Consider the following 18,700-nt stretch of genomic DNA (forward strand, 5'->3'; position numbering starts at 1 on the left):
ATATTAGGCCGACTGCGCCGTATTGCGGGACTTCTCGCGCCATTTCTGCCATTCACGGCGAATGGTCAGGGCGATGAACAGGACGGTCAGGGCAAAGAACGCCCATGAAATCCACGAATGGAAGAATACGCCCAGATCGCCGCGCGAAATTGCCAGCGACCGGCGCATATTGTCTTCGAACATCGGCCCCAGAATGAAGGCAATCAGGAACGGTGCTGCCGGAATGTTCAGGATCATCATGACGAAGCCGACAATCCCCATGACCAGAAGGACGCTGACATCAAACGGGCTGGCACCGATCGAATAGATGCCAAACACGCACAGAACCAGAATGCAGGGCAAAAGCAGCGTCTGGGGAATGCGCGAAATTTTCGCAAAGGCACCTGCCGTCAGTTTGCCGGCAACAAACAGGAACACCGAACTGAACAGGATGCCGATAAACAGCGAATAGACTTCACCGATATTGTTCTGGAAAAGCAGCGGACCCGGCGTCAGGCCATGGATCATAAATGCGCCCAGCATCACACCCGTAATGACGTCACCCGGAACACCGAGTGCGAGAAGCGGGATCATGGTCGCCCCGCAGCAGCCATTGTTGGCAGACTCGGATGCCGCAACGCCTTCTAGTTCGCCTTCGCCGAATTTATCGCCGTTTTTCGATGTCCGACGGGCTTCGCTATAGGAAAAGAAAGCGGCAGTTGACGGCCCGATGCCCGGAATGGCGCCGAGTATCACACCGATAACACTGCCCCGCAGGATCGATTTCACGCTGCCGCGGAATTCGGCCATGGTCAGGCGGTTATCGCCAAGCTTCATGGCCGCATTGTTGTCCTCGGGCCGGAAGACGATCATCTTGATCAGTTCCGGCAAGGCAAACAGGCCGATCAGCACCGGTACAACACCAAGACCCGATTTCATGTCCTCGGTTACGGCAAAGCGGAACGAACCATAAATATCCTCGCCCACGGTTGCCAGAAGCAAACCGATACAGGCGGAAATGATGCCAAGAACAAGTGACCGGCCTGAAATGCTGGCAACGATGGTCAGTGAGAAGGCCATCAGCATGAAATATTCCGGCGGTCCGACCCGAAGCGCAAACATCGCAAGCGGCATCGCCAGGAAGAACAGCGAGATATTCGAAATAAAGTCGCCAATGCAGCTTGAAACCAGCGCCATATTAAGCGCCTTGCCACCTTTGCCCTGCTGGGCCAGCGGATAACCATCAAGAACGGTACAGGCCGCAGACGCGGTACCCGGCGTTTTGATCAGGATCGCCGAAATCGATCCGCCATAGGTCGACCCTTTGTAAAGGGCAACCAGAAGCAGAATGCTGGTGACCGGCGGCAGATAGAAGGTAAATGGCAGGGCAAGGGTCACGGCCATCGTACCGGTCATGCCCGGTATGGCACCGATGATCACACCACCCCAGATCCCGGCCGCCATGGCAATGAAGTTGGGCAGCGTTGCGACGGCTTCAAAGGCGTAAAGCAGTTCATTCCACATGAAGGGGCGCTTTCAAATCAGATCAGGGTCACGAAATCGGCTGTGATGGCCGAAAACAGATGGCCTTCGGGGAAAGGCGTGTGGGTGACTTCGGTGAAAACAAGATAAAGCAGGATCGGAAAAACGATTGTCAGTCCGATCATCCAGATTTTGCGGCTGTAATTGCCGGTCATCAGGAAAAGATAGGCCAGAAGCAGAATGGTCGCGGGGACAAAACCGATTTCCGGCATCGCGTAGGCAAATGCGGCAAAGCCGATCAGGACTCCGGCAAAACGCACAATCAGTTTACGATTTCGGTGCATTGTTGCGCCAATTGACATGACACGGTCGTTCGCGGTCGCCCGCATCTTTGGAATGGCAAAAAGAATGGCAAGGATGCCCATAACCAGCCCGACCACGGTAATAACACGTGGCCACATATCAGGTGGCGGGGCAAATCCGGGAATGAAAGACGGAACCTTCACATAGATCGGGATCAGGACGAACAGGACAAAGGCAAAGAATGCCGTTGCGATCAGTCCGGTATAAAAATCGCGATTGGGAGTCATGGTTCCGTCTCACATTCAGAAAATTAAGGGGTGCGGATTACTGAATGTAACCGAATTTCTTAGCCATGCCGTTATAGAGCTCGTACTGGCTCTTGACGAAGGCAGCTGGGTCCTGGTCACCAACGACGGAGACAGAGCCGCGTTTCTTGGCAAGATCAAGCCACTGGTCGTTGGTTGCAACGTTCGAAAGGATGTCTTTCCATTTTGCAACAACGTCTTCCGGCAGATCTTTCGGGGCGAACAATGCGCTCCAGCCGTCAACCTGTCCGGCAAGATTGTAACCAAGTTCCTTGGCAGTTGGAACGTCAGGAAGGGCATCCATGCGTTTCGGAGCGTAAACCATCAGTGCACGCATTTTGCCAGCTTCGATGTGAGGCATCAGCGAACCGGCCGCAATGGCCAGGAAGTCGACGTGACCGCCAAGAAGAGCTGCGGCAAGGGCGCTGCCGCCTTTGTATGGCACGAGGGTGGAAGCAGACAGCGGATCCAGATCGGCATCGGCGAGAAGGGCCTGAACCGTAAAGCCGTCAATCGCGGTGGGGCCGGATGCAGCATAGGTGGTCGCGCCATTGCTTGATTTGATTTTGGCAAGCAGCTCATCAACGGTTTTGATGTCCGAGTTTGCATTGACTGCAAGAATCATCGGGGTTGATTCAAGAATGCCAAGGAAGGTGTAATCATCCCAGGCAACCGGGCTGTCGGTGTAAACGGCCGGGTAAAGCGCCATGCCAACGCGTGACAGCAGCAGGGTGTAACCATCCGGCTTCTGTTCGGTGACGTAACGGGCACCATTCATGCCACCATTGCCGGTTTTGTTCACAACCACGACCGGCTGTTCGTTGGTGTAATTGCGCGCGGTTTCAGCCAGGGCACGACCGGCCAGATCCGATGCGCCACCTGCGCCATAAGGCACGACAAGGGTGATGGCTTTTTCTGGATAGTCAGCGGCCTGTGCGGTCGAAACCAGTGTTGTGGTTGCAAGAACTGCAGCCGCAAAAGTCGCGGCCTTTTTGAGCTGTCGAAACATTTTTCATGTCTCCCTGTTTGGTGGTGGCAGGATTGCCCGAGCTCGTCGTTTTTTGTTTTGTATACATTCCATCGCAAACTATAACTCGTTACGCAAAAAATTAATTTCAGTATAACTAATTTACATACTGAAATGAGTCGCGGGCCAACCAATGAATTTGCGAGAACTTGAAAGCTTCAACGCCTTTATGACCTACGGTTCCGTCACCAAGGCGGCACAGGCCATGAATATCAGTCAGCCCATGGTCAGTCGGTTGTTAAACAGTTTTGAAAAATCTGTCGGGTTTGCGTTGTTCAACCGCAAACGAAACCAGCTTTCGCCAACGACCGAGGCATTGCAGTTTCACACAACGGTTCTGCGGTCGCTTAATTCTCTGCGTGAAATCGAAACACAGGCCCGCGCCATTGCCAACGAGCAGCTTGGCAGCATCCGGATCGCGGCCCAGCCGATCTATGTTGATACCTATCTTCTTGATGTGGTTGCAAAGTTCAAGTGTGCCCATCCCAATGTTGCCGTCAGTATTACCGATACCGGTCTTGAAGGCATGCTTGATATGGTCACGACCCGGCAATGTGATTTGGGAATCGGCATCACGCTTGATCTTCAGGATCCCAATATGGAAGTCATGCCGCTTGCGCAATGTCGCGCGGTGTGCCTGATGCCGCGCAACCACCGGCTGGCCGGGTTTGAAACCATTGATATCGATCTTTTGCGCGGTGAAAGCTTTGTCGAACTTTCGATCGGATCGCCGCTTCGCACCAAGATTGATTACATTTTCCAGATCGCAGGCTGGCCGCGGAAGATCGCGGTCGAAGCCCGCACCATCCGAACCATTTCCCGACTGGTTGAACGCAATGTCGGTATCGCTGTTATTGATCCGTTTGCCACTTTGCTGGTCGACGAGGAAAAGGTTGTCGCACGCCCGCTGACCCCGGCAATTGAATGGGATGTCGCACTTTTCCGATCATCGGGGGAACTCAGCGCGGTCGAACGCAGTTTTCTAAGCTTCCTGCGTGCTGAATTGCCCGACCTGCGAAAGGCGGGATGTGTTCTGTGATGTGTGTGCTATGCCCGTTTGTCAAAAGCCAGCCGGGCGGCAAGTGCAAGAAATACGCAACCGGTGAAGATCTGGAACGCGCGTGCCAACCGGGCTGAGCGTGACAGAAACTGGCCAAGCTTTCCGGCAAAACCGCCTACCAGACAGTTGATGATCGTGCCGCCGATATTGAGGATCACACCAAGGATCAGAAACTGCGCCAGAACCGATCCGCGTCCCGGATCGACGAATTGGGGAATGAAGGCGAGAACGAACACAATGATCTTGGGATTGAGCAGATTGACGACGATCCCGTCGCCCCAGGCTTTCATCGCGGTTGCCGGTGCGGTTTTCGTTGGTTTCAGAACGTCCCCGCGATCCCGGAAGGACTGAATGGCCAGCCATACCAGATAGCCAATCCCGGCCCATCGCAGAATTTCCAGCGCAACCGGATGGGCGGCCACCACGGCAGCCAGTCCCAAGCCGGCAAGAAGAGTATGGATCATTGCCCCCGTCGCAATCCCGAAGCTGGCGGCCAAACCGGCACGCGGACCGGATTTGATCCCCTGCCCCAGACAAAACAGCATGTCGTTACCCGGCGTCATGTTCAGCGCCAGCGCCGTCGGGATGAAAATCAACAGGGTTTCAACAGTGATCAGCATGTCGGGGCTCCGTTGGGATCAAGTACCAGCGCCATAACGATGCAGGGCTGAACCGTTCTTCTTTAACCAGTGCTGCTGTTTCTTTGATGGGCCATAAAGATCTTCGACGACAGCCCAGAAACGCGCACTATGGTTCAGTTCCTGAAGATGGGCGACTTCGTGGGCGACGACGTAATCCAGCACATCTTCAGGGGCGAGGACGAGTCGCCAGCTAAAGGACAGATTGCCATTCGATGAACAACTGCCCCAGCGCGTTCGCGTATCTTTCAGCGAAATGCGATTGACCTTCTTGCCGATCCGTTCGGCATAGGCGTGCGCACGGGGCGCGATTTCAAGCTTTGCCTGCTTTTTCAGCCAGTCGGAAACCCGGCGATTGGTATGCTCCGGAAGTCCCGAAACCCAGATCACACCTGCTTCGGCCCAAACACCGCGCTTGGCGTCGGGCACCGTGCGGATCGCATGTTCATTACCCATGAACGGCACCCAGGCCCCCGGAACGAACTGCACACGTTCGGGCAGGCGGCTCATATGGGCGGTGACCCAGTCGCCATGCTGATACAGCATCGAGATCGCTGTTTTGCGCGATATGCCGTTCGGAACGACGATTTCAACACCGTCAAAGGCCGGATCGATCCGCAATTTGAGTCGCGTCGCACGCGCGCTTGGCCGCAACCGGACCGGCAAGGGGCCGATTTGCGGCAGATCGATTTCGGTTTCTTCGATATTTCGCAGCATTCAGGGTGAATTTTTCCAAAAGCGGGGTGGAATTTTCGTACTTTTTGCGCCTTTTTGGCCGGAAGGGCATCTTGCCCCTTGCCCGGCAGTAGTGTTTTCCTATACTCCGCGCTCAAGGTCTAGGGGACTTTTGCAATGTATGTGTTGTAACCCCGCAAGGGACGTTGGCCTGAATGTGCCGCGCCCCGGTTTACATCGGAAGAAGAAAGGCGTCACTCCAATGAGCGATCAGGTCAAAAAGGTGGTGCTTGCCTATTCAGGCGGGCTTGATACCTCCATCATCCTGAAATGGCTGCGCGAAGAATATAACTGCGAAGTCGTGACTTTCACCGCCGATCTCGGCCAGGGCGAGGAACTGGAACCTGCCCGCAAGAAAGCTGAGATGTTTGGCGTCAAACAGATTTTCATCGAAGATCTGCGCGAAGAATTCGTTCGCGACTATGTCTTCCCGATGTTCCGCGCGAACGCCCTTTATGAAGGTGTGTATCTGCTCGGTACCTCAATCGCGCGTCCGCTGATTGCCAAACGCCAGATTGAAATCGCCGAAGAAGTCGGTGCAGATGCCGTTTCCCACGGTGCCACCGGCAAGGGCAACGATCAGGTCCGTTTCGAGCTCGGCTATTATGCCCTTAAGCCGAATGTAAAAGTCATTGCGCCTTGGCGTGAATGGAAACTGAATTCGCGTACCGCCCTTCTTAACTTTGCCCGCGAACATCAGATTCCGATCTCGGCTGACAAGCTGGGCGGGGATGAGCCCCCATATTCAACCGATGCCAACCTTCTGCACATTTCCTATGAAGGCAAGGCGCTGGAAGATCCGTGGGTCAAGCCGAACGAACAGATGTTCGAACGGACCGTGTCGCCGCAAAACGCACCCGATGCGATCACCACGATTGAAATCGAGTTTGAACAGGGTAATCCGGTTGCCGTTAATGGTGAACGTATGAGTCCGGCGACCCTTCTGACCAAGCTGAACGACGTTGCGGGCAAAAACGGCATCGGTCGTCTTGATCTGGTTGAAAACCGTTATGTCGGCATGAAATCGCGCGGCGTCTACGAAACCCCGGGCGGTACCATCCTGTCGGTTGCACACCGTGCCATGGAAAGTATCACGCTTGACCGTAACGCCGGTCACCTCAAGGACGAGCTGATGCCGCGTTACGCCGAGATGATCTATAATGGCTACTGGTGGTCGCCGGAACGTCAGGCCCTGCAGCGCCTGATCGACGAAACCCAGAAAACCGTCAACGGTGTTGTTCGTCTTGACCTTTACAAAGGCAACGTCACGGTTACCGGCCGCAAGTCGCCGAACTCGATCTACTCCGAAGAGCATGTCACCTTCGAAGCTGATACCGTTTACAACCAGCGCGACGCAGAAGGCTTCATCAAGCTGAACGCTCTTCGCCTGCGTCTTGGTTTTGACCGCGACGGCGTGAAGTAAGTTTCACCGTTGTGATCCATTACGAAACGAGGGGTGATCATCATCCCTCGTTTTTGTTTTGAAGCTTGGTTATAAGCACCCAATGCAGCGCTATAAATGTACCGTCGAATATAATGGGCGTCCCTATCACGGGTGGCAGTTCCAGGAAGAGGTGATCTCGGTCCAGCAGGTTTTTGAAACCGCGCTGGAAAAGTTCATCGGTCAATTTGTGCGCGTATATGTATCTGGCCGTACCGATGCCGGGGTACATGCCTTTGGCCAAGTCGTGCATTTTGACCTGCCGCGCACCTATCCGGCCGATGCCGTAATGAATGCAATCAATCATCACCTCAAACCTGACCCGGTTGCCGTGATTGACTGCGTTGAAGTCGGTGAAGACTTTCACGCCCGGTTTTCATCCAAGAAACGGTACTACATGTATCGCATCGTCAATCGGCGGGCGCCCCTAACCGTTGATGCCGGGCTTGCCTGGGGGATTTTCAAGTCGCTTGATATTGATGCGATGAACGAAGCTGCGGCCTATCTTATCGGCACGCATGACTTCACAACCTTCCGCGCAAGCGAATGTCAGGCCAAAAGCCCGATAAAAACACTGGAAAAGCTTGTCGTGACGCGCAGCGAGCATGATCCGCTTGATATTCGTGTGCATACCGAAAGCCGTTCATTCCTGCATCATCAGGTCCGCAATATGGTCGGTACCCTTGTTCTGGTCGGCAAGGGCAACTGGAAGCCGGTTGACGTCAAAACAGCACTGGAAGCTTGCGATCGTAAGGCAGGCGGTCCGACTGCTCCGGCTGACGGGCTTTATTTCGTCAAGGTCGATTACTGAACATTACGGATCTGCCGAAATTTGGCTTTCTGGTCGTTTTGATCATTTTTTGCACAAATGTTCAGTTGTTTTGATATTCTGTTCTTGAACTAATAGTTAAAGAACACCAGATTCCAATAACATAAATGCGATTTTTAAATCGCTATGTTGTTCAGGTCTGATCCATCCTGACTATCGGTCAGGATTATGGGTTGTGGGAGTTTTTTGCGTTGGTGTCTTGGGGGCCAGTGCAATGGGGGCAGGGGGCGATAGATCATGTCCAGAAGTATTGTTTTCAAGGTTGCGTTGGCCGCTTTGATCATTTTGATCAGCGGTATTTTCCTGCTTGGCGTTGTGATCATGCAGCGCATTGATCAGCAGGTCAGTGATACCAGTCTGCAATCGCAAAAGCTCAACCTGCGTGTTGCCGCTCTTTTGTTGCAGGATGCCTATCCGGATTTGAAAGTTACCATCGGCGCCGATGGTGAAACGACCAAACTGGTTATGCCGGAAATTCCCGATCTTTCATCGCATAGCCTGATCGACCGTATCGGAACCGCCACAGGCCAGACGGCAACCGTATTTTCCTGGGTGCCTGCGGAAAAGGACTTTGTCCGCGTCTCCACCAATATTATCAAACCTGATGGTCAGCGTGCGGTCGGTACCATGTTGGGGAATGGCAGTGCCGCCTATGCGCCCATCACCTCTGGAAAGACCTTCCGCGGTGAGGCTGTCATTCTTGGTACCGCCTATGTTACCCAATATAGTCCGATCGTAAATCCGGCTGGCGACGTGATAGGCATTCTGTATGTCGGGATCAAAAAAGCCGAGGTTGCCGAAGTTGCAACTGCTATCGAGCTTCGTATCGCGATTGCCGGTATTGTTGTTGCCCTGATCGCCGGGGTGTTGCTGGTGGTTCTGTTGCGCTGGCAGCTTGGTCCGCTTCACGTTCTGGGCAATACCATCGCCCGATTTGTGGATCGCGATTTTTCTGGTGAAGTCGCCTATACCGGGCGAACCGATGAGATCGGCGTGATTGCTGATGGTCTTGTCCGCTGGAAGGAAACAGCAGGCCAGATCAAGGAAGCCGAAGAAGCACGCATCACGGCCGAAAAGCGTAACGAGGATGAACGCGTTCAGCAACGCAACCGTCTTGCGAAGCAACTTGAGGAATCGGTCGGTCAGATCGTTTCGTCGGTGCGTCAGGCGACTGAGGGCATGATGCGTTCGACCCGCCAGATGCGTGAATCAGCGGATCATTCGGTCCGCCAAAGCAGCCATGTCAGCGAAGCCGCCAATGAGTCGGCCCGCAGTGTCCAGACGGTTGCTGCCGCGACTGAGGAACTTTCGGCATCAATTACCGGCATCGGAAGCCAGGTTGACGAATCGACATCGATTGCGGAGACCGCCGTTACCGAAGCATCGCGGGCTAACGAAATGGTTAGCGGCCTCGCCGAAGCCGCCGAGCGGATTGGCGAAGTCGTCAGTCTGATTAACGATATCGCAGCGCAGACCAACCTGCTGGCACTGAACGCCACGATTGAGGCCGCCCGTGCCGGCGAGGCAGGCAAAGGCTTTGCCGTCGTTGCGCAGGAAGTCAAAAACCTTGCCAATCAGACGGCCAAGGCGACAGATGAAATCGCCCAGCAGATCGGGGCGATTCAAAGTGAAACCAAACTGACGGTCGAGGCCATCGAAAAAGTGACCCAGACCATTGCGACCATCAACGATATCACCAATGGCATTTCGTCGTCAGTGTCCGAACAGAATGCTGCTGTTGGTGAAATTGCCAATAGCGCCTCGACCGCATCGCGTGGTTCAAGCGAGGTCGTCAGCAATATCGAGGAAATCCATCAGGCAGCCAGCAGCAGCGGTGCTGCCGCAAACGAGCTTGATACAAATGTCGGTGCCTTGTCAGGACAGATCGAAACCCTGCACAGAACCGTATCCGACTTCCTCAAACAGCTGCGTGCCGGCTAATCTGCCTTGGGGCTTCGGGTGAGTTTCGCTCACCCGAAGAACCAATGCCACAGAAACGGCAGGGTGAGCGCGGTGGCCAGCGTATTTAACCCCATTGCAAGACCCGAAAACGCCCCGGCCGTTTCATTGACCTGAAACGCGCGTGCCGTTCCGATCCCGTGTGCGGCAACCCCCATGGCAAATCCGCGCGCCCGCCAGTCTTTCAATCGTGCCAAGTTCATTACCATCGGACCGAGCGTTGCGCCGACAATGCCGGTTGCGATTACGCAAACCGCAGTCAGGGCCGGGACACCGCCAATTTCATCGGCAATACCCATAGCAACAGGTGTCGTAACTGATTTCGGTGCCAGGGACGCCAGTGTTTCCGGGCTGGCCCCAAGGGCCCAGGCCAGCACAACCGTGCTGACACTCGCAACCAGCGATCCGAACAGCACACCGAAAATAATCACAGGCAATGCCCGTTTCAGTGTCTCCATCTGGCGAAATAGCGGCACGGCAAGTGCCACCGTCGCCGGACCCAAAAGAAAGTGCACAAACTGCGCCCCTTCGAAATAGGTGGCATAAGGCGTGCCCGTGCTTTCCAGCAGAAGCGCAATCAACGCAATGGCGATCACCACCGGATTGCAAACCGGATTGCGGTCGGTTTTCTGATACAGCCAGAACCCGATGGAATAGGCGACAAGCGTAATGGTAAGGCCGGTCAATGGCTTGGTTGAAAGATAAACCCAAAGCTGCGTGATATCTGTCTCGCCCATTATTTTGCCTCCCCATCGCTAACGGATGCCTTCGGTTTGGGAAGAAGTTTCGACATCAGAAGGGCGGTCAGAACCATGGCAAGCAGGGTGGAGAAAATAAGGGCTGCCGCAATCGGCAACCAGTCCCCGCGCAGCCGGTCAAGCTGCGTTACAACACCGACACCGGCCGGAACGAACAGCAGCGAAAAATGGATCAGAAGGTTATCGGCTGCATCTGTCAAAACCTTGGGCGGGTGGCGTTTGACAATCAGCCCGATAAACAAAAGCCCAAGCCCGATCACCGGGCCGGGGACCGGCAGGTCAAACAGTTCCGATATTACCTCGCCAAACAGCTGGCAGACGAGGATCAGGGCAAACGCAGCAATCATCAGCAACCTCCCGACATCTATGTCTTTGGATTAGACATAATGACTTTGCGTCCGTTCGACTTTTATTAATAACGAAAAACGCCCGTGCGGAGATGGCACAGGCGTTTGAAGTCATTCGATATTTCAGGTGACGCTAAAGAATTTCCAGAACACTTTCCGGCGGTCGCCCAATGGCGGCCTTGTGGCCATTGACCACAATCGGGCGTTCAATCGCGCGCGGATGGGCACAAAGGGCTTCGATCAGCGCGTCACCACGAAGATCGGCAATGCCTTCTTCTTTGGCTTCTTTTTTGCGCAGGATATCTTCTGGGGCCATGCCCAGCATGCCAAGAATTTCGTTTAATTCCTGCGGGGTGGGCGGCGTATCCAGATACTGGATCACGTCGGGGGTGATCCCCTGCTCCTCAATCAGTGCAAGAGTCTGGCGCGACTTGGAACAACGCGGATTGTGATAGATACGGACCATCATATTCATGGTTCTCCTTCACGTAAAAGGCAGCCTGTATCGGTTCTTTTTAGGGGCTCGATACCGATTGCACCAGTCTGTTGTTGCCTATTTCACCATCATCCAGATCGCCATCGCGACCATCATGATGTTTTCCGTCAGTGAAATGAAACCAAGCGGAACATTGCTGTCCCCACCGACACAGGCACATTTAAGATCGCGCTTATCGATATAAACCGCCTTGAAAACCGATATCGCCCCGATTGTCCCGATGAAAAGGGCAACGGGAACGGCAATCCACATAAGCGCGCCAACAATCATAAGCACACCTGCCAGTGCTTCACCAAACGGGTAAAGATAGGCATATCGCACCCACCGTTGTGCCAGCAGGTCATAACCCAGAAACATGTTGGAAAAACTTTCGATATCCCGAAGCTTCAGGATGGCAAGGATGCACATCGACGTTGCGATGAACCATTCAACTGCCCGAACGGTCAGGAAATCGCCAAAAGCAGCCCAGCTAAGGCCCAGCGCCATAAGGGCTGCCATGCCAAAAACGGCAATGACCGGCTGATAGGTAACCGAAGTGCCATCATTTACCGGCTTGCCGAAATATTCCCGCAATTCGTCATGGCCACCGATCCGTTCGCCATCAATGAATGTCTGCGGTGTCGTATCGACATTGTGTTCTGCCTGAAAGTCGTCGGTTTCTTTCCGGGTGGTCAGCCAGTGATCATCGACGGCGTATCCTTCTCTTTTCAAAAGATCGCGCGATTTCAGGCCGAACGGGCAGATATGCTCGTCCATCACCATCCGGTAAAGCGTTGCCTTGCGTGTCTGTGCGGTCATGACTTGATCTCTCTCGTCTTGCCTTTGGGTCTACGCTTTTATGGAACTTGTCGGGGCGGCATTTGTTCCACATAACGCAGAAACGCCTTCTTTCGGGGATTCGAAAAACCCCAGGGCGACAATCAGATGCCGTCAATCATGGAGAGCAGATCGCTCAGGTGATCCAGATCGCCATCAATGATCCGGGTGGCGGTGTCATAGCCAAACCCCTGCCGTGCAAGTGCAGCCAGATCCTTGTCGCGTTTTTCATCGCGCTGTTCCGGGCGGCGAAACGGGCCAAGCCGACGGCGTCGGGCATAGGCCGCGGCGGCGGCAAGGTTGGGATCGGTACCCCGGACATCTTCGTAGGCCGCCTGATCGGCTTCCTGTCTGAGGTCTGTGATGGTGTCATCAATCATGTCCGATGCAATGCCGCGTGCATTCAGATCGGCGGCGATAACCCGCATGGCCTTGCCCTTGCGCAGAAGTGACCTTGCTCGTCCCTTGGCATAGGCGGTGTCATTGATAAATCCGGCATTCTCGCAGGTGTTCAGAACGCTTTTCATCCATTCTTCGGCTTCCTGCGGATCGGTGCCGTATTCCGCGACCGAAAGCCTGATCTTACCACGCATCAGTTTTTCAAGCCGGGCGCGTGACGCGGCAAAGCGTTCCAGATACCAGATGGCATAATTCATCAGATAGTCGCGCGTGACCCGGCGCGGCTTTTTGGGTTCGCGTGGGTTATGGTCTTTACCTTTAGCCCTGCCTTTGCCGGTAAAACTGGCGTTTCCGCCAAATTTTTCCGCTTGGCTGTCAGGCGCTAAATCACTGCGGTTTTCGTGTGATTCTTTCATTTCATCCAATGCTGATCAATACGCACCCTTGCACTTGATGCCCGACTCTCCCTATTTTACCGGCAATTGTCTGCATTTTTCCGAAGGATATTTCATGCAAGAGCTAGCACCGCGTCAAATGGGCGCGATCAACTGGCTCGGTCTGTGGACGCTTTATGCCAAGGAAGTTCGACGTTTTCTGAACGTTCATCTGCAAACCATCGGGGCCCCGGTGGTTACCAGCCTGTTATTCATGGCGGTCTTCCTTCTGGCTCTCGGGCGCGCGGTCGAGACGGTCAATGGCGTTCCCTTCGCCACCTTCCTTGCCCCCGGTCTGGTCATGATGACCATGGCCCAAAACGCATTTGCCAATACCTCAAGCTCGATCATCATATCGAAAGTACAGGGCAATATTGTCGATGTTCTGATGCCGCCGCTTTCGGCCGGTGAAATGGTTGCCGGTTTTGCCTTCGGCGCGGTTACGCGCGGCATCATGGTGGGTGTCGCCACCACCATTGTCATGGCGTTCTTTGTTGATGTCGGCATTCATAATATCTGGGCGATCCTGTATTTCGGAATCTCTGCATCGCTGATGTTGTCGCTTCTGGGTATTGCCGGTGGTGTATGGTCCGAGAAATTCGACCATATCGCGGTTGTCACCAACTTTGTCATTACGCCGCTTTCCTTCCTGTCGGGCACATTCTATAGCGCCGAAAACCTGCCCGAAGCTGGCAAGGTACTGGTCCATTACAACCCGTTCTTCTACATGATTGACGGGTTCCGCTATGGCTTTACCGGGGTTTCGGACGGCACGGTGATGACCGGAGTTGTGGTCTTGGCCGTGGTCAATGTCCTGCTTTGGATTCTGTGCTATCGGATGATCAAAAGCGGCTACAAGCTCAAGGCCTGATCGCCAAAACAGGGCGGATTTCAGCATTAAATTCCGTTTAAGGGCAGCATTCCGCATCGGATGCTGCTCTTTTTCATATCAGCCCTGTCTATCTAAGGGGTTTTGCGTCGTTGACAGAGGTCAGGAATCTCTTGATACTCCGCGGCTTCCCGGTATTCTGCCGGAGCTGACCTGTTGGTCAGGAATGATTTTTTACCCCTGATTGAGGAATGAAGAAGTGATTACTCCCGTCATGCCGACCTACGCGCGGGCCGATCTGGCCTTTGAGAAAGGTGAAGGACCTTATCTCTATGCGCAGGACGGCCGACGATTCCTCGATTTCGGGTCGGGTATTGCAGTGAATACCCTTGGCCATGCGCATCCGCATCTGGTCGAAGCCTTGACCGAACAGGCCAAAAAGGTTTGGCACACGTCGAACCTGTACCGGATTCCGGGGCAGGAAAAGTTGGCAGCACGTCTGGTTGAAAATACCTTTGCCGACACGGTGTTCTTCTGTAACTCCGGGGCGGAGGCCAACGAAGCTGGCATCAAGATGCTGCGCCGCTACCAGTATGTCAGCGGTCATGCTGAAAAGAACCGGATTCTGGTGGCAACCAATGCCTTCCATGGTCGGACGCTTGGTACCCTGACCGCCGGTTATAGCGATAAATACCGCGAGGGCTTTGGCCCGATGCCTGATGGTTTTGATCGTGTGGCATTTGGCAATCTGAACGAATTGCGCGATGCGATCACGCCCGAGACCGCCGGTATTCTGGTCGAACCGATCCAGGGTGAAGGTGGTATCTGCAAGGCCCCCGAAGGGTATCTTGAAGGGCTGCGCAAGGCTGCCGACGAGTTCGGCCTGCTGGTCATGTTTGACGAAGTCCAGACCGGCGTTGGTCGCACGGGCAAACTTTACGCCTATGAATGGTCGGACATGGTTCCCGATATCATTTCGTCGGCCAAGGGCCTTGGCGGTGGTTTCCCTGTCGGGGCTTTGCTTGCCAATGAAAAGGCGGCGGCGGCCCTGACAGCGGGTATGCATGGCACAACCTTTGGCGGCAACCCGCTTGCCATGGCGGCTGCAAATGCGGTCCTCGACGAAGTTCTTAAACCCGGTTTCATGGACAATGTTCTTGCCATGAGCCAGTTGATCCGTGACGGCCTTGCGGCCATTGCCCGCAAACATCCGGGCTTTATCGCGGAAGTTCGTGGCATGGGCCTGCTTTTGGGCATGAAAACTGTGCCGACCAATGTTGATGTTGTCGCCAAGTTGCGTGAACTGGGTCTTTTGACCGTTCCGGCAGGCGATAATGTGGTGCGCCTGTTGCCGCCGCTTAACATCACCAAAACCCATGTCGACGAGGCGCTGGCAGCAATCGATGCCGCCGCGGCAGCCTTGGCGCAATAAGGAAGACTAAAATGACTGATATCAGGCACTTTCTCGATCTCGACAAATTGTCGGCGGGAACGCTGAACGATATTCTTGAACTTGGAGCGGTGGAAAAGGCAGGCAAGGCACCGTTTGGTGACAAACCGCTGGCGGGCAAAACCCTTGCCCTGATCTTTGAAAAACCGTCAACACGTACACGTGTGTCTTTCGAAGTCGGCATGCGACAGCTTGGCGGTGACGTTGTGATCCTTGATGCCGCAAGTTCGCAACTTGGCCGTGGTGAAACCATTGCCGATACCGCGCGTGTCCTGTCGCGGTTTGTCGATGCGATCATGATCCGTACCACGGACGAATCGAAACTGCTGGAACTGGCGAAATATGCCACCGTTCCGGTGATCAATGGCCTGACCGATCAAAGCCACCCCTGCCAGATCATGGCCGACCTTATGACCGTCAAGGAACACAAGGGCCGCCTTGAAGGACTTAAATTCGCCTGGGTCGGGGATGGCAACAATGTTTCGGCGTCCTTTATTCATGCGTCGCCGAAATTCGGGTTCTCGCTTGATATGGCCTGTCCGGCGGGTTATCGCCCCAATCAGGGCCTGATCGAAACCGCTAATGCGGAGGGTGGCAAGGTTCGCATGACCGATATGGACAGTGCGCTGGACGGGGCCGACGTCATCGTTACCGATTGCTGGGTTTCGATGGGGGACGATGACGCCGAGGCCCGCATGGAAGCATTGGCCCCCTATCAGGTCAATTCCGCCGCGATGGCAAAGGCAAACAAGGATGCGATCTTCATGCATTGCCTGCCTGCCCATCGTAACGAAGAAGTCACCGACGATGTGATCGACGGGCCGCAATCGGTGGTGTTTGACGAAGCCGAAAACCGTCTGCATGCGCAGAAAGGGGTTCTGCTATACTGCTTTAATGGCTTGCCTTCCTGACGGTGCAGACTAAATAAGCATCAGAATTTTGGGGCGGACAGTGATGTTCGCCCCTTTGCTTTGGCGTGACATGGCTGGACAATGCGGTTCTGCTGTTGTTATACGCCCCGGAACACGTAAAAACGCGGAACCCGAAAATGCAGATCGCTGTCGATTTTTGTCAGCCCTTCACGCTGGATCATTCCAATATTCGCGGCCGTTTCGCACGGCTTGGCCCGACGGTGCAGACCATCATCGGTCAGCACAGCTATCCGTCGCTTGCAAATCATCTGCTGGGCGAAATCATCGGGCTGGCTGTCCTGCTGTCCTCGGCGCTGAAATACGAAGGCCTTTTCACCCTTCAGACCTCGTCTGATGGTCCGATTGGCATGATGGTTGTCGACGTCGATAGCGATGGCAACATTCGCGCCTGTGCGCGTGTTGACGAAGACCGCCTCAGCACCATGATTGCAGCCGAAGACGGCGGTGAAGACGCCCTGCGCGGACAGGTGCACAAGCTGATGGGGCATGGCCACATCGCTTTCACCGTGGACCAGGGCGGTGATCATGAACGCTATCAGGGTATTGTCTCGCTGGAAGGCAATACGCTTGCGGAATGTGCCGAGGCCTATTTCCGTCAATCCGAACAGATCGAAGCTTCCTTCAAGCTTGAAGTCCATCAGGGTGAACAGGCCAATGACTGGTGGGTTGGTGGTCTGTTCCTGCAGCGTCTTCCGGCCAGTGCTTCGGGCGATGCGGCAACCCCGGAAGAAGCAGAAAAAATCACCGAGGACTGGAACCGCTCCAAGATCCTGATGGCAAGTGCGACCGAAAACGAACTGGTCGATATTTCGCTATCCGCCCATGACCTGATCTGGCGTCTGTTCCATGACGAAGAACCGCGTGTGTTTGATCAGACAGCGTTGCAGTTCAAATGCCGTTGTTCGCGCCAGAAGATCGAAGGCGCGCTTGTATCCTATCCGCTTGAAGAACTTCTGGATATGCGCGAACCCGACAGCGGCGAAGTCGCGGTTTCCTGCCAGTTCTGCAATACGCGATACGGCTTTAACGAGGCCGATCTGCGTGCGCTCAAATCCGGCGAGGATGCATAAGTTTCTGCATCGGGGCGGTTTTTGATCGTCACAGCCTTGCCTTAATCATCAAGCAACGTCACCATGCCCACACAAAGGTATGGTGGCGTTTTTATTTGAGGCAGGAGAAAGACTTGATGAAGGCATTGTCCATCAATGGAATGCGCATGGCCCTGGCGGGTGCGGTTGTCGCTCTTCTGGCGGCCTGTACCAGCGCACCGGTGCAAACCTATCCCGATGTGACCTGGCGCCATCTCGACCCGATTGTATTTGCAGCCGGGCCGATTGAAAAAGTGGCGGCCTATCCGGCCGGGGGTGACAACAACCTTGAGAGCTATCTGCCGTTCAGCCTTGGCAAGATGGCGATGAACTGGCCTGATGACCGCATCCAGACGGCAGGCACCAGTGATGTTTTGCGTTATAGCGTGACGGAGGCATCAATTACCTCAAGCGTGCTTAAGACGAAGAAGGGTTTTTCGGGTGTTTTTACCGATGATCAGTCCGAAAAGGTCGAAATGAAAGTTTCGGCCAAGCTTGAAGTCCTTGATCCGAACGGCACCCAGAAGGGTGAAGTTGCTGCAACCGCAGTTCGCACCCGGACCCTCGCGGAATCGATGTCCGTCGCCGAACGTGAAAAGGCGGTCTATGACGAAACCGCAACGCTCCTGATGGACCTTGATCGTGAACTGGAACGCCAGATCAACGCCAATCTCGGACGTTTCCTGTTGCGCTGATTTCCGGCTTTTTCAAATCCCTACACAAAACCCCGATAGCGTTGTGGCTGTCGGGGTTTTTATATGATGATTTGATTTTTCAAAATTTTTTCCAGCATCTGGGAATAATTGGGCCTGCCAGCTGTCTAACCTTTATGTCGTCATCGAACATAGAGGTCCCCCGATGTCCCACGCTTCGTTTTCGCCCCGTTCCTTTGTTGCGCGCCGCATCATGGCGTTTGGCGTATTTGCCTGTATGTCGGTTGCCGGAATTGTCGGCATGGCTATTGTCGCCAATGCCCATAACGGTGTTGATCATAGCAAACAGGGTTCAATGCCCCGTGATGATCACGAAGCCCATAGCGGGCATACCATGCCCGAAAGCGCATCGGCTGATATTCCCGAACATGAAAAGCCGTTTCTGGCAAAAAATGCGGCCGCCATGGACAAGATGATGGCTGATATGAATGTCGCGCCGACCGGCGATATTGATCGGGATTTTGTGGTCATGATGGTCCCGCATCATCAGGGGGCAATTGATATGTGCGCGGCCTATCTGCCTTATGCCGGCAATACGCAGCTCAAACGCCTGTGTCAGGAAATCATTGTGACCCAGCAACAGGAAATTGTTGCGATGTATCTCGCCATCGGGGCGGAATTGCCGCCTTCGGCCCCGGCATCGACTCGTTAACCACGAATGCCCATGCCTGCGCAGTGGC

The 18,700-nt window shown here is 54.5% G+C and carries 20 protein-coding genes; 10 read left to right on the forward strand and 10 right to left on the reverse strand.

Translation table 11 applies throughout. The features are described from left to right. Window positions 1-3: 3 nt before the first annotated feature. The 3 genes from ABIE64_RS17940 to ABIE64_RS17950 are packed head-to-tail and all read right to left on the reverse strand — an operon-like array spanning window position 4 to window position 3,078. Complete coding sequence (locus ABIE64_RS17940; protein WP_063092093.1) at window positions 4-1,503, reverse strand: tripartite tricarboxylate transporter permease; 1,500 nt, start codon at window positions 1,501-1,503, stop codon at window positions 4-6. 17 nt (window positions 1,504-1,520) lie between these two features. Next, a complete protein-coding gene (locus ABIE64_RS17945; protein ID WP_354378166.1) occupies window positions 1,521-2,051 on the reverse strand; it encodes a tripartite tricarboxylate transporter TctB family protein in 531 nt (176 codons plus the stop codon). A 37-nt stretch (window positions 2,052-2,088) separates the two neighbouring features. Continuing rightward, window positions 2,089-3,078, reverse strand: a complete 990-nt coding sequence (locus ABIE64_RS17950; RefSeq protein WP_007088307.1) for a Bug family tripartite tricarboxylate transporter substrate binding protein — start codon at window positions 3,076-3,078, stop codon at window positions 2,089-2,091. A gap of 151 nt (window positions 3,079-3,229) precedes the next feature. On the opposite strand from ABIE64_RS17950, the gene ABIE64_RS17955 reads away from it, so the two are divergent. Then, a complete protein-coding gene (locus ABIE64_RS17955) occupies window positions 3,230-4,135 on the forward strand; it encodes a LysR family transcriptional regulator (protein WP_037989177.1) in 906 nt (301 codons plus the stop codon). An 8-nt stretch (window positions 4,136-4,143) separates the two neighbouring features. Here ABIE64_RS17955 and ABIE64_RS17960 read toward each other — a convergent pair whose 3' ends face one another. Together ABIE64_RS17960 and ABIE64_RS17965 are read right to left on the reverse strand one after the other, a co-directional pair. Beyond that, the gene (locus tag ABIE64_RS17960; RefSeq protein ID WP_354378167.1) at window positions 4,144-4,776 is read right to left on the reverse strand and encodes a LysE family translocator; all 633 of its coding nucleotides are present in this window, start codon (window positions 4,774-4,776) and stop codon (window positions 4,144-4,146) included. 18 nt (window positions 4,777-4,794) lie between these two features. Then, window positions 4,795-5,511 carry a M48 family metallopeptidase gene (locus ABIE64_RS17965; RefSeq protein ID WP_037989180.1) on the reverse strand — a complete coding sequence of 239 codons (717 nt, stop codon included), beginning with the start codon at window positions 5,509-5,511 and terminating at the stop codon, window positions 4,795-4,797. A gap of 220 nt (window positions 5,512-5,731) precedes the next feature. Here ABIE64_RS17965 and ABIE64_RS17970 point away from each other — a divergent pair, with 220 nt between their 5' ends. The 3 genes from ABIE64_RS17970 to ABIE64_RS17980 all read left to right on the forward strand — a co-directional run bounded on the left by ABIE64_RS17970 (window position 5,732) and on the right by ABIE64_RS17980 (window position 9,740). Beyond that, the gene (locus ABIE64_RS17970; RefSeq protein ID WP_007088303.1) at window positions 5,732-6,952 is read left to right on the forward strand and encodes an argininosuccinate synthase; all 1,221 of its coding nucleotides are present in this window, start codon (window positions 5,732-5,734) and stop codon (window positions 6,950-6,952) included. Between the two features lie 82 nt (window positions 6,953-7,034). Further along, window positions 7,035-7,781 (forward strand): tRNA pseudouridine(38-40) synthase TruA, encoded by a 747-nt coding sequence (truA, locus tag ABIE64_RS17975; protein ID WP_354378168.1) that lies wholly within the window; start codon window positions 7,035-7,037, stop codon window positions 7,779-7,781. A gap of 255 nt (window positions 7,782-8,036) precedes the next feature. Beyond that, window positions 8,037-9,740 (forward strand): methyl-accepting chemotaxis protein, encoded by a 1,704-nt coding sequence (locus ABIE64_RS17980; protein WP_354378169.1) that lies wholly within the window; start codon window positions 8,037-8,039, stop codon window positions 9,738-9,740. Between the two features lie 29 nt (window positions 9,741-9,769). On the opposite strand, the gene ABIE64_RS17985 is transcribed toward ABIE64_RS17980, so the two are convergent. From ABIE64_RS17985 to ABIE64_RS18005, 5 genes are all read right to left on the reverse strand, one after another. Beyond that, entirely contained in the window at window positions 9,770-10,495 is a 726-nt protein-coding gene (locus ABIE64_RS17985; RefSeq protein ID WP_354378170.1) for an LrgB family protein, read from the reverse strand. Beyond that, window positions 10,495-10,863 carry a CidA/LrgA family protein gene (locus ABIE64_RS17990; protein WP_007088299.1) on the reverse strand — a complete coding sequence of 123 codons (369 nt, stop codon included), beginning with the start codon at window positions 10,861-10,863 and terminating at the stop codon, window positions 10,495-10,497. The genes ABIE64_RS17985 and ABIE64_RS17990 overlap by 1 nt, the downstream gene beginning before the upstream one ends. A 133-nt stretch (window positions 10,864-10,996) precedes the next feature. After that, window positions 10,997-11,332: an arsenate reductase (glutaredoxin) gene (gene arsC / locus ABIE64_RS17995; RefSeq protein ID WP_417834282.1), complete on the reverse strand. Its 336-nt coding sequence runs from the start codon at window positions 11,330-11,332 to the stop codon at window positions 10,997-10,999. An 84-nt stretch (window positions 11,333-11,416) separates the two neighbouring features. Beyond that, window positions 11,417-12,157: a MauE/DoxX family redox-associated membrane protein gene (locus tag ABIE64_RS18000; RefSeq protein ID WP_354378171.1), complete on the reverse strand. Its 741-nt coding sequence runs from the start codon at window positions 12,155-12,157 to the stop codon at window positions 11,417-11,419. Between the two features lie 122 nt (window positions 12,158-12,279). After that, a complete protein-coding gene (locus ABIE64_RS18005) occupies window positions 12,280-12,990 on the reverse strand; it encodes a regulatory protein RecX (protein ID WP_354378172.1) in 711 nt (236 codons plus the stop codon). A gap of 94 nt (window positions 12,991-13,084) precedes the next feature. On the opposite strand from ABIE64_RS18005, the gene ABIE64_RS18010 reads away from it, so the two are divergent. From ABIE64_RS18010 to ABIE64_RS18035, 6 genes are all read left to right on the forward strand, one after another. After that, window positions 13,085-13,879, forward strand: a complete 795-nt coding sequence (locus ABIE64_RS18010; protein ID WP_037989340.1) for an ABC transporter permease — start codon at window positions 13,085-13,087, stop codon at window positions 13,877-13,879. 232 nt (window positions 13,880-14,111) lie between these two features. Next, complete coding sequence (locus ABIE64_RS18015) at window positions 14,112-15,269, forward strand: aspartate aminotransferase family protein (protein WP_037989194.1); 1,158 nt, start codon at window positions 14,112-14,114, stop codon at window positions 15,267-15,269. A gap of 11 nt (window positions 15,270-15,280) precedes the next feature. Next, entirely contained in the window at window positions 15,281-16,198 is a 918-nt protein-coding gene (gene argF, locus ABIE64_RS18020; protein ID WP_354378173.1) for an ornithine carbamoyltransferase, read from the forward strand. A gap of 137 nt (window positions 16,199-16,335) precedes the next feature. After that, window positions 16,336-17,289: an Hsp33 family molecular chaperone HslO gene (gene hslO, locus ABIE64_RS18025; RefSeq protein ID WP_007088292.1), complete on the forward strand. Its 954-nt coding sequence runs from the start codon at window positions 16,336-16,338 to the stop codon at window positions 17,287-17,289. A gap of 116 nt (window positions 17,290-17,405) precedes the next feature. Beyond that, the gene (locus ABIE64_RS18030; RefSeq protein WP_354378174.1) at window positions 17,406-18,002 is read left to right on the forward strand and encodes a hypothetical protein; all 597 of its coding nucleotides are present in this window, start codon (window positions 17,406-17,408) and stop codon (window positions 18,000-18,002) included. Between the two features lie 163 nt (window positions 18,003-18,165). Continuing rightward, a complete protein-coding gene (locus ABIE64_RS18035) occupies window positions 18,166-18,672 on the forward strand; it encodes a DUF305 domain-containing protein (protein WP_007088290.1) in 507 nt (168 codons plus the stop codon). The last annotated feature ends 28 nt before the right edge of the window (window positions 18,673-18,700 follow it).

Origin of the sequence: Thalassospira sp. MBR-102 (assembly GCF_040549275.1) — a bacterium.
Lineage (GTDB): Bacteria > Pseudomonadota > Alphaproteobacteria > Rhodospirillales > Thalassospiraceae > Thalassospira > Thalassospira xiamenensis.

Coding starts and splice junctions, on each gene's coding strand:
- ABIE64_RS17940 (WP_063092093.1), bottom strand. CDS start 1,503: ATGTGGAATGAACTGCTTTACGCCTTTGAAGCCGTCGCAACGCTGCCC.
- ABIE64_RS17945 (WP_354378166.1), bottom strand. CDS start 2,051: ATGACTCCCAATCGCGATTTTTATACCGGACTGATCGCAACGGCATTC.
- ABIE64_RS17950 (WP_007088307.1), bottom strand. CDS start 3,078: ATGTTTCGACAGCTCAAAAAGGCCGCGACTTTTGCGGCTGCAGTTCTT.
- ABIE64_RS17955 (WP_037989177.1), top strand. CDS start 3,230: ATGAATTTGCGAGAACTTGAAAGCTTCAACGCCTTTATGACCTACGGT.
- ABIE64_RS17960 (WP_354378167.1), bottom strand. CDS start 4,776: ATGCTGATCACTGTTGAAACCCTGTTGATTTTCATCCCGACGGCGCTG.
- ABIE64_RS17965 (WP_037989180.1), bottom strand. CDS start 5,511: ATGCTGCGAAATATCGAAGAAACCGAAATCGATCTGCCGCAAATCGGC.
- ABIE64_RS17970 (WP_007088303.1), top strand. CDS start 5,732: ATGAGCGATCAGGTCAAAAAGGTGGTGCTTGCCTATTCAGGCGGGCTT.
- truA (WP_354378168.1), top strand. CDS start 7,035: ATGCAGCGCTATAAATGTACCGTCGAATATAATGGGCGTCCCTATCAC.
- ABIE64_RS17980 (WP_354378169.1), top strand. CDS start 8,037: ATGTCCAGAAGTATTGTTTTCAAGGTTGCGTTGGCCGCTTTGATCATT.
- ABIE64_RS17985 (WP_354378170.1), bottom strand. CDS start 10,495: ATGGGCGAGACAGATATCACGCAGCTTTGGGTTTATCTTTCAACCAAG.
- ABIE64_RS17990 (WP_007088299.1), bottom strand. CDS start 10,863: ATGATTGCTGCGTTTGCCCTGATCCTCGTCTGCCAGCTGTTTGGCGAG.
- arsC (WP_417834282.1), bottom strand. CDS start 11,332: ATGATGGTCCGTATCTATCACAATCCGCGTTGTTCCAAGTCGCGCCAG.
- ABIE64_RS18000 (WP_354378171.1), bottom strand. CDS start 12,157: ATGACCGCACAGACACGCAAGGCAACGCTTTACCGGATGGTGATGGAC.
- ABIE64_RS18005 (WP_354378172.1), bottom strand. CDS start 12,990: ATGAAAGAATCACACGAAAACCGCAGTGATTTAGCGCCTGACAGCCAA.
- ABIE64_RS18010 (WP_037989340.1), top strand. CDS start 13,085: ATGCAAGAGCTAGCACCGCGTCAAATGGGCGCGATCAACTGGCTCGGT.
- ABIE64_RS18015 (WP_037989194.1), top strand. CDS start 14,112: ATGCCGACCTACGCGCGGGCCGATCTGGCCTTTGAGAAAGGTGAAGGA.
- argF (WP_354378173.1), top strand. CDS start 15,281: ATGACTGATATCAGGCACTTTCTCGATCTCGACAAATTGTCGGCGGGA.
- hslO (WP_007088292.1), top strand. CDS start 16,336: ATGCAGATCGCTGTCGATTTTTGTCAGCCCTTCACGCTGGATCATTCC.
- ABIE64_RS18030 (WP_354378174.1), top strand. CDS start 17,406: ATGAAGGCATTGTCCATCAATGGAATGCGCATGGCCCTGGCGGGTGCG.
- ABIE64_RS18035 (WP_007088290.1), top strand. CDS start 18,166: ATGTCCCACGCTTCGTTTTCGCCCCGTTCCTTTGTTGCGCGCCGCATC.